At 34.4% G+C, this 17,320-nt stretch carries 17 protein-coding genes, 1 pseudogene and 1 riboswitch; of the genes and pseudogenes, 9 read left to right on the top strand and 9 right to left on the bottom strand.

The window, feature by feature from the left end; all coding sequences use genetic code 11:
- Positions 1 to 25: 25 nt before the first annotated feature.
- Positions 26 to 147: riboswitch (SAM riboswitch) on the bottom strand.
- Between the two features lie 228 nt (positions 148 to 375).
- Entirely contained in the window at positions 376 to 1,962 is a 1,587-nt protein-coding gene (pckA, locus tag AC22L0_RS12845) for a phosphoenolpyruvate carboxykinase (ATP) (protein WP_000108802.1), read from the top strand.
- Between the two features lie 352 nt (positions 1,963 to 2,314).
- On the opposite strand, the gene AC22L0_RS12840 is transcribed toward pckA, so the two are convergent.
- On the bottom strand, positions 2,315 to 2,698 hold the full coding sequence (locus AC22L0_RS12840; protein ID WP_000624926.1) for an ATP synthase subunit I: 384 nt from the start codon (positions 2,696 to 2,698) through the stop codon (positions 2,315 to 2,317).
- A 279-nt stretch (positions 2,699 to 2,977) separates the two neighbouring features.
- Here AC22L0_RS12840 and AC22L0_RS12835 point away from each other — a divergent pair, with 279 nt between their 5' ends.
- Positions 2,978 to 3,199, top strand: coding sequence for a hypothetical protein (locus AC22L0_RS12835; RefSeq protein ID WP_000639042.1), 222 nt, complete (start codon positions 2,978 to 2,980; stop codon positions 3,197 to 3,199).
- 28 nt (positions 3,200 to 3,227) lie between these two features.
- Here AC22L0_RS12835 and AC22L0_RS12830 read toward each other — a convergent pair whose 3' ends face one another.
- Together AC22L0_RS12830 and AC22L0_RS12825 are read right to left on the bottom strand one after the other, a co-directional pair.
- On the bottom strand, positions 3,228 to 4,133 hold the full coding sequence (locus tag AC22L0_RS12830) for a DMT family transporter (RefSeq protein ID WP_001255414.1): 906 nt from the start codon (positions 4,131 to 4,133) through the stop codon (positions 3,228 to 3,230).
- Positions 4,134 to 4,430: 297 nt separating this feature from the next.
- Positions 4,431 to 4,754 (bottom strand): iron-sulfur cluster biosynthesis family protein, encoded by a 324-nt coding sequence (locus AC22L0_RS12825; protein WP_000289569.1) that lies wholly within the window; start codon positions 4,752 to 4,754, stop codon positions 4,431 to 4,433.
- Between the two features lie 165 nt (positions 4,755 to 4,919).
- On the opposite strand from AC22L0_RS12825, the gene AC22L0_RS12820 reads away from it, so the two are divergent.
- A complete protein-coding gene (locus AC22L0_RS12820; RefSeq protein WP_033667186.1) occupies positions 4,920 to 5,096 on the top strand; it encodes a hypothetical protein in 177 nt (58 codons plus the stop codon).
- Positions 5,097 to 5,128: 32 nt separating this feature from the next.
- Complete coding sequence (locus AC22L0_RS12815; RefSeq protein WP_061654616.1) at positions 5,129 to 6,049, top strand: Nif3-like dinuclear metal center hexameric protein; 921 nt, start codon at positions 5,129 to 5,131, stop codon at positions 6,047 to 6,049.
- Positions 6,050 to 6,472: 423 nt separating this feature from the next.
- Here AC22L0_RS12815 and AC22L0_RS12810 read toward each other — a convergent pair whose 3' ends face one another.
- Together AC22L0_RS12810 and AC22L0_RS12805 are read right to left on the bottom strand one after the other, a co-directional pair.
- Complete coding sequence (locus tag AC22L0_RS12810) at positions 6,473 to 7,693, bottom strand: ATP-binding protein (protein WP_001032637.1); 1,221 nt, start codon at positions 7,691 to 7,693, stop codon at positions 6,473 to 6,475.
- Positions 7,690 to 8,943 carry an ATP-binding protein gene (locus tag AC22L0_RS12805; protein ID WP_061654617.1) on the bottom strand — a complete coding sequence of 418 codons (1,254 nt, stop codon included), beginning with the start codon at positions 8,941 to 8,943 and terminating at the stop codon, positions 7,690 to 7,692. The genes AC22L0_RS12810 and AC22L0_RS12805 overlap by 4 nt, the downstream gene beginning before the upstream one ends.
- Before the next feature lie 250 nt (positions 8,944 to 9,193).
- Here AC22L0_RS12805 and AC22L0_RS12800 point away from each other — a divergent pair, with 250 nt between their 5' ends.
- Positions 9,194 to 10,003 (top strand): alpha/beta fold hydrolase, encoded by an 810-nt coding sequence (locus AC22L0_RS12800; RefSeq protein WP_000498275.1) that lies wholly within the window; start codon positions 9,194 to 9,196, stop codon positions 10,001 to 10,003.
- 211 nt (positions 10,004 to 10,214) lie between these two features.
- Here AC22L0_RS12800 and AC22L0_RS12795 read toward each other — a convergent pair whose 3' ends face one another.
- Entirely contained in the window at positions 10,215 to 12,284 is a 2,070-nt protein-coding gene (locus AC22L0_RS12795) for an LTA synthase family protein (protein ID WP_061654618.1), read from the bottom strand.
- Positions 12,285 to 12,574: 290 nt separating this feature from the next.
- Between AC22L0_RS12795 and AC22L0_RS12790 the strand changes: the two genes are divergently transcribed.
- Complete coding sequence (locus tag AC22L0_RS12790; protein ID WP_487272288.1) at positions 12,575 to 13,828, top strand: glycosyltransferase family 39 protein; 1,254 nt, start codon at positions 12,575 to 12,577, stop codon at positions 13,826 to 13,828.
- Positions 13,829 to 13,910: 82 nt separating this feature from the next.
- Here the strand turns inward: AC22L0_RS12790 and AC22L0_RS12785 are convergent.
- The 3 genes and pseudogenes from AC22L0_RS12785 to AC22L0_RS12775 all read right to left on the bottom strand — a co-directional run.
- Positions 13,911 to 13,982: pseudogene (locus AC22L0_RS12785) on the bottom strand (DUF2196 domain-containing protein); the annotation flags it as partial.
- Positions 13,983 to 14,047: 65 nt separating this feature from the next.
- On the bottom strand, positions 14,048 to 14,278 hold the full coding sequence (locus AC22L0_RS12780) for a hypothetical protein (RefSeq protein WP_000578981.1): 231 nt from the start codon (positions 14,276 to 14,278) through the stop codon (positions 14,048 to 14,050).
- A gap of 10 nt (positions 14,279 to 14,288) precedes the next feature.
- Positions 14,289 to 14,585, bottom strand: a complete 297-nt coding sequence (locus AC22L0_RS12775) for a DUF3986 family protein (protein ID WP_000455580.1) — start codon at positions 14,583 to 14,585, stop codon at positions 14,289 to 14,291.
- A gap of 120 nt (positions 14,586 to 14,705) precedes the next feature.
- Between AC22L0_RS12775 and AC22L0_RS12770 the strand changes: the two genes are divergently transcribed.
- Genes AC22L0_RS12770 through AC22L0_RS12760 form a run of 3 tightly spaced genes read left to right on the top strand, consistent with a single transcriptional unit; the run spans position 14,706 to position 17,288 of the window.
- Positions 14,706 to 15,713, top strand: a complete 1,008-nt coding sequence (locus AC22L0_RS12770; protein ID WP_139894692.1) for an ABC transporter substrate-binding protein — start codon at positions 14,706 to 14,708, stop codon at positions 15,711 to 15,713.
- 11 nt (positions 15,714 to 15,724) lie between these two features.
- Positions 15,725 to 16,489 carry an ABC transporter ATP-binding protein gene (locus AC22L0_RS12765; protein ID WP_000009025.1) on the top strand — a complete coding sequence of 255 codons (765 nt, stop codon included), beginning with the start codon at positions 15,725 to 15,727 and terminating at the stop codon, positions 16,487 to 16,489.
- Entirely contained in the window at positions 16,482 to 17,288 is an 807-nt protein-coding gene (locus AC22L0_RS12760; RefSeq protein WP_000368771.1) for an ABC transporter permease, read from the top strand. The genes AC22L0_RS12765 and AC22L0_RS12760 overlap by 8 nt, the downstream gene beginning before the upstream one ends.
- Positions 17,289 to 17,320 lie beyond the last annotated feature (32 nt).

The raw sequence follows: 17,320 nt of genomic DNA, 5'->3' as shown, positions 1-17,320 counted from the left end.
CTTGCATACTGCTTTTTGCCCTTCGCTCTTATCGTTCGAGACCTGTAGCCTCGCACAGGTTTTAGCACCTATTCACCTGCATTTATCAATACAAGTGAGGTTGCTGGGCTTCATCGGGCCTGTCCCTCCGCCAGCTCGGGATAAGAGAGTATCCGTCCCAACCTATACTAAAGAAATGATATTCATTTGTCAATTAATATTCACATTTTCCTGAAAGTTTTTCTCAATACGCCTGAAATGAAATATTAATAGGGAAATAATGCATTCACACAAACAAAAAGAAATAAATAGTATACATTATTTATATAATTGTGTTATACTCTTGTTGGGGATTACGAGAAATATTTCATTAAATGAAAAGGATGGTATATAAATATGAGTACTGTGAATGTCCAAATTGGTTTACACGAATTATTGAACGGAAGCAATGCACAGATTCAACTAAGTGTTCCGCAATTAGTGGAAAAAGTATTAATGCGAAATGAAGGGAAATTAACTTCTACTGGTGCCGTTTCTGCTTCAACAGGAAAATATACAGGACGTTCTCCTAAAGATAAATTTATTGTGAAAGAAGCATCGGTTGCTGACAAAATTGCTTGGGGAGCTGTGAACCAACCGATTTCTGAAGAACATTTTAATAAATTATATACTAAAGTTTTAGAATACTTAAAAGAAAAAGAAGAGTTATTCGTCTTCAAAGGATTTGCAGGCGCTGACCGCAATTACCGCCTACCAATTCAAGTTATTAACGAATATGCATGGCACAATTTATTTGTACATCAATTATTCATTCGTCCAACTGAAGAAGAATTAACGACTCATGAATCAGAATTCACAATTGTTTCTGCACCGAATTTCAAAGCTGATCCAGCTGTTGACGGTACAAACTCTGAAGCATTCATTATGGTTTCATTCGAAAAACGCATCGTATTAATTGGTGGTACAGAATACGCTGGAGAAATGAAAAAATCAATCTTCTCTATTATGAACTTCTTATTACCTGAACAAGATATTCTTTCTATGCACTGTTCTGCAAACGTAGGTGAAGAAGGCGATGTAGCATTATTCTTCGGTTTATCTGGAACAGGTAAAACAACATTATCTGCTGATCCAAACCGTAAATTAATTGGTGATGATGAGCACGGTTGGTCTGATAACGGTGTATTCAATATTGAAGGCGGTTGCTACGCGAAATGTGTAAACCTTTCTCACGAGAAAGAACCACAAATTTTCGATGCAATCACATTTGGATCTGTTTTAGAAAACGTTATCATTAATGACCAAACGCGTATCGCAGACTATAACGATACTACTTTAACAGAAAATACTCGTGCTGCATACCCTATGCATGCGATCGACAATATCGTACTGCCAAGTGTTGCTGGACACCCAAATACAATCATTTTCTTAACTGCTGATGCATCTGGCGTATTGCCTCCAATCAGTAAGTTATCAAAAGAACAAGCTATGTATCATTTCTTAAGTGGTTACACTAGTAAACTAGCAGGAACAGAGCGCGGTGTTACATCTCCGCAAGCAACATTCTCAACTTGCTTCGGTTCACCATTCTTACCACTTGATGCATCTCGCTATGCTGAAATGCTTGGTGAAAAAATTGAGAAACACGATGCGAAAGTATTCTTAGTAAACACTGGCTGGACTGGTGGCGAATACGGCGTTGGTAAACGTATGAACTTAGGTTACACTCGTGCAATGATTCAAGCTGCATTAAACGGTGAACTTGCGAAAACTGAAACAGCTAAACATGACATCTTCGGTCTTGAAGTTCCACTTCACGTACCAGGTGTACCTGACGAAGTGTTAATGCCTGAACAAACTTGGGCTGATAAAGCTGCTTACAAAGCAAAAGCAATCGAACTTGCAAATGAATTCAAAGCTAACTTCAAAAAGTTCGACAGCGTATCTGAAGACATTATTAACTTAGGCGGTCCAATCGCTTAAATTAAAACTTTCTGTTGGAATAACCCTTTACTCATATGAATAAGTGTCGTGTAACCGTAAAGTTTCGCGTACTCACCGACAAAACCCAATGCGGCTTAACGGTTACACACACTTACATAAAAAAGAAGCTTACGTGAAAACGTAAGCTTCTTTCTATATCTTATATAAAGTGAAACGCTAATCTCTTCATCTGTGACCTAGATTATAAAATTACAGCTTCGAATATATAAATTATATCCCTACTCGCTACATCTCTCTGGTTTCACACCACATGGGAGCAAAAAAGGCCCCGACCGCTTCTATCCGTGGCTGGATCATCTATCCCATCTAAAAAGAAGTCTTTTATCTTTTTTTAGCTCTTTGTTAGTTCTTTCTCATCTTTCATGCTATAGTATCCTAAATTAACAACGATTAAGAAATACCCACCCATAATCCCTACTGCAAATGCCCACATAACCATGTGGTGCTCAATTTCGTACATAATAATAGCACCCAAAATGGCAGCTGCAAAACGGTTAAACATACCGAGTGTCGGTGCTTTCGTCTTCTTTACAATACTATCTCCAAGCTTCTCAATTCGTCTCCCTAAAAGCCAAACGCAATACATACTTACAATAAGCCCAATTCCAGCTCCTAAAAAATGTGCCGAAAAAGGTGTTAACATCCAACCTAGTAACAAAATACCTAGTATATAATACGATTGGATTTTAAATGATCTTAGTGACATACTAATCATGCTGTACCTCTCTTCATTCGTTCTTATCTATCCAACAAAAAATTTCTTTCAAATTCATATTCCTTACATCCATTTCACTCAAATTAAAAACAACATAAACAGTATGTTTATGTTGTTTAAATGTTTTTAGGAAATAATATTATACAAGATTTCAAACATCATATTCTCATATTTTGTGACGGTTTTTCAAACTTTTTTCGTCCATTTATGAAAAAAATGATATCAATCTATGAACATACGGATATGATGTAATAAGCACACAAATAAAGGGGGCGTCTAATGATTTATTTTTTAATGGCTCTCATTCACCTCATTATCCCTGCACTTATTGGACTTTCATTGTATTGGTACACGAAAAACCATAGCATTTTTTACGCTGTCCTCGGTGTTCTTCTTCCAGGTATTATTCTTATTACACTCTTCCGTATTCCATTTTTAAACTTAATTCCACTTATTACTGCTATCTTATTTCTCATCTTCTTACCAAAAATAAAAAAATAGGAAAGCAGATCATAGGTGATCTGTTTTCCTATTTTGATATAGGTTCCCCTGCAATAGAATGAACTTTTACTTTCTCCGATTTCACAAACCATAGACCGACAAAAATGATAATTCCACCGATGATTTGTTGAAACGATACATATTCATTTGCCCAGACAGCTGCAAATAAAACCGCTACAAGCGGCGTTATATACATATATACCATCGTATGTGACGCCCCAATTTTTTGAACACCAACATACCACATTACTAGACCAAATACTGTTACAAAGAAAATAGAATATAGTAAAGCAAATAGTGTCATTCCGTGAGTAATGTGAAATGGCATGACAAACACATGTGGACCACTTAACAATAATAGCGGAATCGCACCCACTAATGCAGACCATGCTGTAACACGTAATGCTGAATATTTTTTAATTAATGGTCCTGCTAAAACAGGATAAAGCCCCCAGCATATTGATGTAATCAGTCCAATTCCATTGCCATAAAAAGAACTAGTAAGCGAATGTCCTGCTACTAAAACTAATGCTGCACCAACAAAGGCAGTCATAGAACCGATTAACTTTCGAGAAGAAAACTTTTCTTGTTTCAAGAAAATCGCAAATGCAGTTGTAAAAATAGGTGAAATAGAAATGAGTAAAGAGGCATTTGTAGCAGATGTATATTTGACAGTTTCCATAAATAACGTTTGATACAGTACAATACCTACAATGCTAACGATAATTAATCTAGGTATATCCTTTCGCTCCATATAAACCGACTTTTCAATAAAAAAGGTAAGGAGTAACAGAAGCGGTGCCGCCGCCATCATGCGAAGTGCAGTAAACTCAATTGCTGTAAATTCTAAAAGTCCATACTTCGCAATTGTATAGTTAATCCCCCAAATAATAACAACACTTAAAATTAACAACTCAATTCCCCATCTTCTCATGCGTATCCCCTCCGCAAAGAAAATTATACAGAAAATTCAATCACATGTACATTTCATTATGTGAAAAAATCTTTTTACTATTGAAACGTTTTGGTAAATGAAATTATATCGGCGATTTTCTGAATATATCGGCGCAACTCCATTTATATCGGCGATTTCCCAAATATATCAGCGCAACTCCATTTATATCAGCGATTTTTTCAATATATCGACTTATCAACAAAAATCGACAATAATAGCGACTTATAAAATAAAAAAGGTGATTCCAAAATACATTTTGGAATCACCTTTCCTTTACTATATTCGAACGTGTAACTTCATATTTGGATTATAAAACTGGCTTGGGCTCTTCAACTGAAAAGTTCCTCCACCTTCATGCCAATCAACCGTTAACTTATCGTCCATAAATACAAGCTTTGTACGATCAGCGATAAAGTTCATTGTGCTTGATTCAATATCCACATCGCGCTCATCTTTCTCTGCTACAGCTACTAAATCGATGATTCCGCTCATGACACAACCGCAACCCTCATTATCGTAAAATAACTTTATATATTTCGCTTCACTTGGAATCGTATCCATAATCTTTTTATATGCTGCTTCTGTTACAGTAACGTACATATGTTAATCTTCATCCTCTCTTCTCTTATCATTCATATATTGTATCACCATTTTTCTTAAAAGTTATATACAGAAAATTAAGACTAATATACAATGTATGTGATAAAGTTTCAGCAATCGAGCTTTTATGAGTAGTTCATGCAGGAGAAAGGAGGTTTACTATCCGTGTTCAAACTACAACGATATCCTATGTTATTAGGTCTATTTAGTAGTTTCTTCATTTCTAGCGGAATGCTATTACAGCATGTACTTCCCTATTCTCCTTCTATTAGCTGGATCCTAGGTTTTATTTGTTTCCTATCCGCTTCTTATTTTGCTACGAAGAATACAAACAACTCATAAAGCAAGAATCATCTTAAGGAGGATTATCAAACATGCCAGCCTTAAAAAAAATAGAGCAATCACTCAATCACTTATTCCAAATTGAAAAATACGGAAAAGATAGTGCCTTTAGTCGATTTATCCCAGCCGTATATGATCCTATCAAATTTCCTTGGCAACAATTTTTCGAAGCAAATTTTGTAGATTTATTTAACGGCCTTATGATGCACGGATCTGAAAATGTAAACAAAGTATTTTTAGCTGTATTCCCTACAGATGACGTTCTCGAAACATTCATTTCACAATCCACACCTGGTGATTTACTCTTTATGCACCATCCCCTTGTAATGGAGTGTGGTGATCCGCTTGGAAGATCAGGTCGCGGTTTCATACCAATTCCTGAAAAATATTTGCAAGGAATAAAAGAAAAACAACTTTCTATATATACATGTCATGTACCAATGGATTTTCATCAAACGCATGGAACGAGTATTTCAATTGCAAAAGCATTAAACGCTACTGTAGTGGACGACTTTGCATATGGAGGTCCAGAACAAGAACCAATTGGCCTTATTTGTGAAATAGATGAAACATCAACAGAAGCACTCCAAAAACATCTAAAACAACTCTTCCAGATTCCTTACACAGACTTCGAAGGTAAACGACATGATTCCATTAAAAAAATCGCAATTATCGCTGGGTGTGGCGATGTTGTATCTTTAATGAAGGAAGCAGAAGAAAAAGGTGCTGAAGCATATATTACAGGAGAAATCCACTGCCATATCGACAATGATTACGGCCGACATAAATACTCGCTCATTATGGATTATGTAAAAGAAACGAATATGTCTCTAATTGGTGTGTCACACTCTGCCTCTGAATATTTAGTGAAAGAGACATTAATGTATGAGTGGTTTAAAGAAAATTTTGATGTGGATGTTATTTTGCTTCCGCAGGAGAAATGGTGGCTCTAACGCTATCATTTTTTAAATTTATATACACAATACAATCGACCACAGAAAAATAGAGAAATGTGAAAGCACCACCTGTACCAACGTAAATGCTTTCGTTGTGCCGGAAAACGAACCTACTGGTAGCACCGAGTTTACTGACGCTACCAGTATTACAGCATGAATATATATTCTATTTTTCTAATCACTGACATATAGCAATTCATTTCATAAAAAAAAGACCCGAGATTCGGGTCAACAAATAGAAATATAAATGAACTACAACAAATAACAGACAAAGCCATTATATATTTTTCATAGTAAAACATCCATTATTTTCTTTTTACACTATCAATATATTATTTTTCGTTATCGTCCTCTTTTTTAGAACGTCTACCTAAGAAGAACACAAAAGCATTACTTCCAAATAAGTGATGTTTTTTCTATTTAATGCAGTGGTAACATAACCTCAACCGTTGTTCCAACCCCAACTTCACTTTCAAAACTCATTTTACCATTGTGGTCTTTAATAATTTTTTCTGTAACTACTAAACCTAGACCAGTTCCTGTTTCTTTCGTTGTATAAAAGGCTTCATTTAACTTTGGAATTTTATCTTTTGGAATACCACATCCCTCATCTTTCACTTGAACGATGATTCCATCTTTTACAGTAACTTTAATCGTAATTGTTCCTCCAACTGACATTGCTTCAATTGCATTTTTGATTAAATTAAAAAAGACCTGTTTTAATCGTTTTTCATCACATGTAATGGACGGTAAGTCTTTACTGTAAATACCTTGTATGTGGACTCCTTGTTTTAAAGCAGGCTTTTCCATAACTCGAATAACATAAGAGATAATTTCTTGTATGTTATGAGTTTCTGATTCTAGTGATTTAGATTTCTCAAATCCACTAAGTTCTGTAGCAATTATATGAATCCGATCTACTTCTTGTTTCATAATATCACTATAAATTTTATCCTCTGGATGCTTGTCGGCTTGTTTATTCACAAGTTTTTTTAAGTTTGCTAAAGGTCTTCTAATCTTATAACCAATAACCGTTGCCATTTTTCCAACAGCTGCTAGTTTTTCTGTTTGTTTTATTTCTTTGTCCATCATCTCAAGCGTACGAACGTAAGACTGAACCCTCAAAAATATAATCCAACATATAATAGTAAATACACTATATAATGCCATTGGGATTAAAACGAGAGAAGATTGAATAATGATTCCTGTAAGAGCGTACTTCCCGACAAGTATCGCTGGAACTAACCAGAAATATCTTTTGTTCACAAAGATTGGTGCGAACAAAATAAAAAATACTTCTACTATATTTCCACCGTCAAATTCCGCATCGCTACCATAATAAATCATAATGTTATGGATACAATCTAATACATTATAGCCAATTAGAATAATATACTTTACCACAAAAACATTCTTCCATTTCATAAAGTATATTCCACTGCAAAACAATACTACCGTCAAAAAGTAAAGCCATAAACCTAAACCATCTTCAAACTTTCCTACGCCTTCTTGCTCTCCCGCGATTAAAGGTACGATAAATTCATAGGCAAGATCATACACAAAAAATATAATAAAAAATAAACTTAAAAATACTTTCAACGCCTTTATTTCTTCATTTTTAAATATATAGCCTTTATTCATATGGTAACTCCTAGCTTTTCTTCCACTTGGATTTCAGTATTTCCACACTTCCTTGGGAGAATGATGTCTATTCTCGTTCCAGTATCTCTTTCACTTGAAATATGCAGCTCACCAAGGTGCTCGGCGACAATTCGATTCGCTACCGTAAGTCCCAGACCAATTTTATCTTGTTTCGTTGTATAAAAGGCTTCTGTAACACGGGTTAAGTTTTCTTGCTTAATACCATGACCATTATCGATTACGCTGATTATTACATATTCTTTCCCTTTATTCTCTAATTGCAAATGTAATATGCCACCTTGTTCCATTGCCTCTAAAGCATTTTTTATCGTATATAAAAAGACTCCTCTTATTTTTCGTTCATCACATTCAACTTCTATTGTTTTTTCTTCCACATTAGAAATAAACTGCACGTTTAATTCATTCATTTTTCCGCGAAGACTTGTTATTACTTGTAATACAATTTTTCCTACATCATGTTTCTTATAAATAGAAGGTTTGCATGTAGCAACTTCCATCAACTCACTTATCATATTATTCATATTTTCTATTTCAAAAATCATACGTTTATAAATAGGATCCTCTTCATGCTTCTCTCGTTGTAATTGCGTAAATCCTTTTAATGAAGCCAGTGGATTTTTAATTTCATGTCCAACAGTCGCTGCCATTTTTCCGATTACTGCTAATTTTTGTGATTCACTAGCAATCGCAATACTTTCCTTTACGGCTGAAAGATATTGTAAAAATCGATTTAAAATGATATATGCAACTATTAACATAAGTGTACACATAATAAGGAACATAAATGCTTTTATTTCCTCTAATACAAATAAATAAATTAAATATTTTCCTACAATAGAGGAAAGCAAAAACACATAAAATTTTTTATTTAAAAATATGGGTACAAAGAAAATGAGAATAATTTCTATTATATTTGTCGCATCAAACGCCGCCTTATTATAAAAAATATACGAAACTATATTAGCGATTTCTATCCCTATGTATGCAAATATCCATGCATATTTAACAAGGTTTGCCTTCTCTTTTTTCAGTAAATATATATTCACGCATAGTATTGCTACTCCGCAAATAACTTGCCATATTATGTTGTATCCCTTATCCATTATTGATTTATCTTCTAATACGATTGCATAGAAAATTTGATATACAATAACAATGACATATAACACCCATAAAAGGAGTTTTGCATTCCTTTCTTCTTCTTTATATGATAGAAAACTTTCTTTCACTTCAACACCCCTTCAAAATAACATCTCAAAGAATACCATTTATTATAATAAATGATTTTCATAGACAAACAAAGATAAATCGAACATTTGAGGAAAATCGTACCAAAAACGCAATATATTTAGACTATATACAGAGCATAAAATCTATGATCATTAATACGTATATTATGGAGGATGTTTTATATAGACGGCCTAAAAAGTAAAACAAAGCTTTTAGAATGGAGCCTATTGATAGAACAGGGGGAGTTTTATGTTTGTTACTGTCGAGAAAGATGTGCATATTTTTGTGCAAGACGTTAATCCTGGTCCAGGTAGTAAGACTGTTTTCTTCGTTCACGGATGGCCTTTAAATCATCAAATGTATCAATATCAACTCAATGTTTTACCAGAGCATGGCTTTCGTTGTATCGCCATGGATATACGAGGGAATGGGCAATCTGATAAGCCATGGACTGGTTACACGTATGATCGATTAGCCGATGATATCGCAATTGTTCTAGAAGCACTCCAAGTAGAGAACGCTACATTAGTCGGTTTCTCAGTTGGTGGTGCTCTTTCTATTCGCTATATGTCTCGCTATCATGGGCGCCGCATTTCTAAGCTCGCATTAATTGACGCTGTCTCCCCCTCTTTCGTTAAAAATCAAGAGTCCCCTTACGGTGTACCGAAAGAACAAGCAGATGCTCTCATTAATCAAATGTATGCTAATTTACCAAAATTTTTAAATGACGTATCTTTATCCTTTTTCAATAGAAACTTAGGGGCTGCAACCCTTGAATGGTTTTCTTATCTCGGTATGCAGTCCGCTTCTTATGCCCTTATCAAAATTTTACAAGCAGCTGCAAATGAAGATGTAACGAAAGATTTAAATAAAATTAACGTCCCAACAAAAATCTTCCACGGCGTTCACGACCAACTAATTCCTTACAAAAGTGCTGAGCTTACGCAACAACGAATTAAAAATTCTCAGTTACATGCTCTTACAAATAGTGGTCATGGTTCACCAATCGATCAAGCGGATGAATTAAATAAAGAACTGATAAAATTTTTACATGCATAACAACTGCAATACAAGAACGAAAGTTAATATAATAGATTTTTTCACAAAACATAAAATTCACATATTTCTCACAAATACACAAATAAAACGATTACATTTTCATATATACTAAATGTACAGGTAATACTCCCTAAACCCAGCTTGTCTGGTTACCCCGTTAAATACTATGAAAAAAGAACTTGTATCGTTATACAAGTTCTTTTTGTTTCTTTTATTTAAAGAGGATATCTGTACTATATTGATTTCCAACGAGTAAATCATATTGGAGCATTTTATATTGCTCTAACATTTCTTTTTGTTTCTTTGTTAAATCATTGATTACTTCTCCATTTTTATCAACTTTTAATTCATCTCTAAGCACTGGTATTTCCTTGTAAAGTTCCGATAAAAATTGATAAAATAAGGATTTATTTAATCCTGCATAATCAAAAATAAGATTAGAAAAATGAATTGGGCTTACTAAACCTAAATTATCATTTGGCATATCAAAGTTTGCATACATTAATAGCGGCGTTTGCGCCATCGCTAAACGTTCACTCGGTGTTTTTTCATTCGTTATATACCCGTTTTCTTTATAAAAAGATTTATTTGTTCCTAGTGATGGAAGATGATCTCCAAAGAATACTAATAATGTAGGTCTATCTAAATTATCTAGTTGCTCTATTAAATATTGAAGTGCCTCATCTGAACGTCTTAACCCTTCTGTATACGTCTCTAATTCTCCCTTTGATTCTTCATTTTCTAGCCCGCTAATTTCTATTAGGTTTTCACCAAATCGGCCCTCTGTAAATGGAAAATGATTTTGCATCGTAACTGCATGAATAAATGTAGGCTGTTTTTGTTCCTCTAACTCAGCAATTATCTCTTTACTCATCGCTAAATCACTAATATAATCTCCATCAATATCCACATTTTTCATCGTGTCCTCTGCATTAAACTTATCAAATCCTAACACCTTATATACATCATCACGTTTAAAGAATGTGCGACCAAATGAATGAATTGCACTTGTGTAATACCCTTCTTTTTTCAACGCCGTAGGGATTGATGGAATTTCTTTCTTATTTGTAATAACCTGCTGATATGGTATAGAACCTGGCTTTAACAAACTCATTGAATAACTTGTTAATGCCTCAAATTCAACGTTCGCTGTATTTCCCCCAAATGTAGGAGAAATAGTTTGTCCCCCAGGAAAGTTTTCTATATAATGATGCAAATTTGGTACAGGATCTTCACTAAAAGAAAGGTTGGTTACTTTCGTCGGATCCCAAAACGATTCACTCATTACAAAAATAATATTCGGTTTCTCTTTTTTCTTTTGATTCCCTATATTTCCACTATATTGTTTTTTTATATCGTTTGCTATTTGAAGCATATTTTCTTTAGAATAATTTTTTGGTTTTTCCATAACTGTTGTATCTAAATTGCTAATAAACCCCAGTACAAAACCATTTGAAGCATAGTTCTCATTTTGATTCCACAAAACAAAATCTACACCTGATTTTTGAAATACTTTATTCATAAATGTATTCGCAAAATTACCGTACGCATATAGAACAAAAATAGATCCTACTACTAATAAGGCTCTTATTCCTAGATGAATCTTTACATTTTGAATATACCTTCTCATATATATCCCTGCTACAATACAAGCTACGATACTTACGATAATGACAAAAATATAACTCCAACTAAAATAGTCCATCACCATCGGTATAACAGATTGCATATGCGTAATTTGTGTGAAATCAGAAGGATATAACGGATCACCTCTGAAAATAAGCTTCAAATAATTCACAATACATAAAATGACTAACGTACAGCTCGTTAAAACCATACTTAGAAAAACCTTACCTATTAAATTATATACAAGAATATATATTGCATAAATTACTACAAAACTTAATATAAACTGCATATTATAAAAGTAAATCCAATTCATTGCCTCTATGAAACTCATATTAACTTGCATGACAATATAAAATAACGCTACTGTATGAGCTAATAAAAGTAATATAAAATGCACTCGCAGGGATGCTCTAAGTATAGACATCTCTTTTTTATTGAAATGCGTAATATAAAACGTTATGCCCCATATGAAAATCATCATAACACTTAAAACAAGCTTTTGATTTAAATGATCTTTCATCATGTCTAAATTAAAAACCTTTAAAATCATAAACAGCATAGTTATTACTAATAAAGTCACCATACTACTTATAATGCTAGAAATTAATATATTTCTTTTTGGAAGATGAAAAAGTGTAGAACCATACTTCAATTCATTCCCTCGTTTCTATGTCTTAATTTCCCCCGCATCGAAAGAACTATTTCTATTAAAATAACATATATTACATATTTCGTCTGCATACTTGCTTCTACCATAAATGTATTGTCTTAATATTCCCTTAATCAACAGTTAAATTGTGGTATACAAATTACTCATTCTTGAAAAACTTAATTTCAGCATTCCACTTTATGATATAATAACTATGTTTTGGAAATCCTTAATACTATTAAAGATTTCACATAAAAATACGAAAGAATTAATAAAAAAGGAGTTGCTCATTTTTGCTTACTAAGTTTAAGAGTTTGCCTAAAGCGGTATATGCAATTTTGGCGCTTTCTTTCCTGTTGCACGTTTTTTGTTTAGTAAAACAGCCAGGATTAGATGGAGAGTTAGTCAAAGTAACATATGGTGCAAATGATGCCTTTAACTATTCGTTAACAGCTGAACAACTATTAAAACATGGTGTATTTGGTTATGTGTATTTAGAACCTAGTGAAGTTCCAGGGAAAAATGCATATATTACACCAGGTCAGCCATTACTATTAGCTGGCGCTATGATTATTTCTGATATTACATCAATTCCTTACTATTACGTAGCAACTGTTATTAACATGATCATGAACCTTTGCACAGTGCTATTAGTATTCTTAATAGGAAAAGAATTGTTCGAAAAAAACATTTATGGAATTGTTGCAAGTATTTTATATGCTATTTATCCAAGTAACTATACATACTTCCGTACATTGCTAACAGAAGTTCCATCCATATTCTTATTGGCGTTATGTGTATATGTATTTGTTCTCGCATGGAAATACAATAAAGTGAAATTCCATATATGGTTTGGAATTGTCGTTTCAATTTTACTTATGTTCCGTCCAAATCCAGCTCCAATGATGCTCATTCCTGTTCTTGTTGTGTTATTTACATATGGATTTAAAGAATCCATTCGAATCGGATTGTTATGGTTTATCGGACCTTTCTTTATTATTGGCGCATGGGTTGTTCGTAACTACTTAGCACTCAACCAATTTATTTTATTCTCAACCCAAGGTGCAGATCCACTAATTGCCGGTGCAGATCCATTTAATAAAATTGGATATGAAAATATAGTACATGAAATGAGAGCTAAAGGCTTAGATGACAAAGGTGCATACGCAAAAGAATTAATTAAGAACGGATTTAAGACGGACTTCACTTATTGGTTCTCTTGGTTCACTGTCGGTAAAACAATTGAATTATTCAAAACAGCTCCTGCTGTAGACCAATATCGTATTCACAACTTTATGCAACTATGTCATAGAGTGTTTATCATCGGTACATTCTTGAGCAGCTTCTGCTTCATGCTAAATTCATTTAAACATAAACGCGTTATGATGCTAGTAGCAAGTTCAATTATTTACATTATCTTCTCAAACTTATTCTTAGCAATTAATCGCTATGGATTTTTCATTAATCCTCTTATGTGCTTAATTCTTGCATACGGATTAATTCACATTGTGCAGAAGCTTCCATTCTTCCGCACTAATCAAGCATAATAAGAAAGAGGTCGTCCACCGTTGGACGACCTCTTTCTTATTCCCCCACACTTTACACACGGCCAATTTGTCCATTCTGTAATCACACTTTAATTCCGTATGTATTTGTGTCTGTATTTGTCAAAATATCTTTCACAACACCACTCACTGTTTTACGTATAAATGCAAGTTTTTTACAACTATTACTATAACGAAAAGAGAAAATGATTAGTATGTGTATTATATAAAAGGAAGCAGCCATATTTTCCATACGATACATACGAGCACTATAACTACAAAATCAAAAAAATCTAATCTCGGTCCTTTTTTCATATTCATATGTAGCCACATATGAAACCATTTTATTTTTGTATATTTATGGATGTTTTTCTTTGCAAATCGGTAAATAAGCATTTGCATAATAAAAAATCCGGCCACAAAAATAAATAATAAGATGAGAAATCCAATCACAAAATTCCTCCTATTTTTGTAGCGTTTTTTCTACTATCCGATTTTTCAAAACCCACTCTTCAAACTGGGCACTTCCAAATTCCCAACTAAGATCGCGAGCATGTACAGAAAAAACGTAATAACCGGCATATTCGTCCATAAACCTACCTAACTCTACATCGTCTTTCTGAATACCGTATACTCCAAAATTAAAATACACATCCCATACGTCTTCATTCTTCCTCTTATAAGCGATCGATTCCATATCACATTCTGTCCCGAAATAATCAAGATGTAAATGTACGCTATCATCGTATTCGTACTCCATTTTATCACCCCTTATATTTGTACTTCTTTACCACCCAAAAAATTCCTGCTATCTACACTCACATATGGGCACTTACCTACATATCATGCTTGTAGAGTGACTTCTAGGAGGTGTTATATAGTGAAAAAATTAATCGCGATTTTTTGCATCATGTTACTAGCTGTTTTTACTTTTGCTGCTTGTAGTAGTAAAAAAGAAAGTACGAAAGAACAAACTCAAAACATTCGCGTTGGCGAAGTTACCCATTCTCTCTTCTATGCCCCATTATATGTCGGGATTGAAAAAGGATTTTTTAAAGATGAAGGACTAAATATTGACCTACAAACAACAGCTGGTGGCGATAAAACGATGACCGCCCTATTATCTGGCGGAATTGATATTGCTCTCGTCGGTTCTGAAACGTCTATTTACGTTCATCAACAAGGAGCGAAAGACCCTGTCATTAACTTTGCACAGCTTACACAAACAGATGGGACATTTTTAGTTTCACGTAAAAAACTAGACTCTTTTAATTGGAATGACGTAAAAGGTGTTACATTTTTAGGACAGCGTAAAGGCGGCATGCCGCAAATGGTTGGGGAATACGTTTTAAAGAAAAATGGCATTGATCCTCGGAAAGATACGAACTTAATTCAAAATATCGAATTTGCTAATATTGCAAATGCCTTTGCATCTGGTACAGGAGAGTTTGTGCAGCTCTTTGAACCGACTGCAAGCATATTCGAAAAAGAAGGTAAAGGTTATATCGTCGCTTCATTCGGAAATGAATCTGGTACTGTTCCTTATACAACGTTCATGGCAAAAGAAAGTTTCTTAAAGAAAGATAAAGCTGCTGCTGAAAAGTTCACACGTTCGCTCTATAAAGCACAGCAATGGGTTGATACACATAGTCCAGAAGAGATTGCTGATGCTGTTTCTCCGCTATTTAAAGACACTTCGAAAGACATTACAGTAAAAGTAATTGAACGGTATAAAAAACAACATTCTTATGCGACAAATCCACTACTAGATGCGGAAGAATGGAAACAGCTCCAAACGATTATGAAAGATGCTGGTGAATTACAAAAAGAAGTCCCACATGAAGCGCTCGTCAATACAAAAATTGCCGAAAGTGTTATTAAGAAATAGAGGCGAAGTGTATGAGTTTTTTACAAATACGTAACGTTTCTCACTGTTTTTTCGCAAAAGAGAATGCCAAACTTATTCTCGAAGATATGAGCTTACAAGTGGAAGAAGGCGAATTTATTTCTATACTCGGCCCAAGTGGTTGCGGTAAAACAACGCTCCTCTCAATCATTGCTGGACTACTTGATCCAATTGATGGTATCGTCTTTTTAGATGGTGAACCAATTACAACGAAAACTTCATCTATGGGATATATGTTGCAGCAAGATTACTTATTCCCGTGGAAAACAATTGAAGAAAATATTATGCTTGGACTTCATATTCGAAAGATTTATGATGAACAGATGAAAGAACATACTTTAAATCTTTTAAAACAAGTCGGTCTACATGGGGTAGAAGGACAATATCCTCGTGAACTATCCGGCGGTATGCGTCAACGTGCTGCTCTCGTTCGAACGTTAGCAACTGATCCGAAAATTTTATTACTAGATGAACCATTCTCCGCACTCGATTATCAAACGAAATTAAAACTAGAAGAACTCGTTTTCAACTTACTAAATAAATATAAGAAAACATCACTACTTGTTACTCACGATATTGAAGAGGCGATTGCGATGAGTGATCGTATTTATTTACTGCAAGCGAATCCTGGAAAAATCGCAAAAACCTTTATCGTCCCGGAAAGTATCCGTTCTTTATCACCGTTAGAAGCACGCCATCACTACGATTTCCCAGCCCTCTTTCAAGATATATGGAAGGAGCTGGAACGACTTGGATAATATAAAACAACTACATGAACAATTTCGAAAGAAAGAACGCAGGCGTGCTTGGATTGCTCGCTCATTACAGCTTTTACTACTTATTCTTTTCTTTGCACTATGGGAAATAGCTAGCAAAAAAGAATGGATCGATCCTTTACTCTTTAGTTCTCCTTCGAGTATTTGGGATCTCTTCTTAACGAAATGGATCGACGGTTCACTTTGGGTCCACATATGGACGACATTGCTGGAAACAGGAGTAGGCTTCATTCTCGGAACGGTACTCGGTGCTATTATTGCCACATTTCTTTGGTGGATGCCACTTCTAGCCCGCGTACTTGATCCTTACCTCGTCGTCCTAAATGCAATGCCAAAAGTTGCACTCGGTCCAATCATCATCGTTATTTTCGGTCCAAACATTTCATCTTCTATCGCAATGGGAGTAATCATTTCCATCATCATTACCATTCTCGTTATTTACAGTGCATTTCAAGAAGTCGATTCTAACTATATAAAAGTGATGGACACATTTGGCGCAAATAAATGGCAATGTTATAAGCAAGTCGTTCTCCCTGCATCCTTTCCAGCAATTATCTCAACGTTAAAAGTAAATGTTGGTTTATCCTGGGTCGGTGTTATTTTCGGAGAACTTCTCGTTTCCAAACAAGGACTTGGCTACTTAATTAGCTACGGATTCCAAGTCTTTAACTTCACACTCGTCTTACTTAGCGTACTACTCACATGTGTTCTTGCAACTCTTATGTATGTATTTGTTGAGGCATTTGAAAAAATTCTAATTGGAAAAAGAAAAAGAAGCTGACTCAAAACAGTGCGCTATAGTCAGCTTCTTTC

The organism is Bacillus sp. LQ01, from assembly GCF_057624735.1.
The sequence above is the reverse complement of the archived record's forward strand: the minus strand, read 5'-3'. Positions and strand labels throughout refer to the sequence as shown.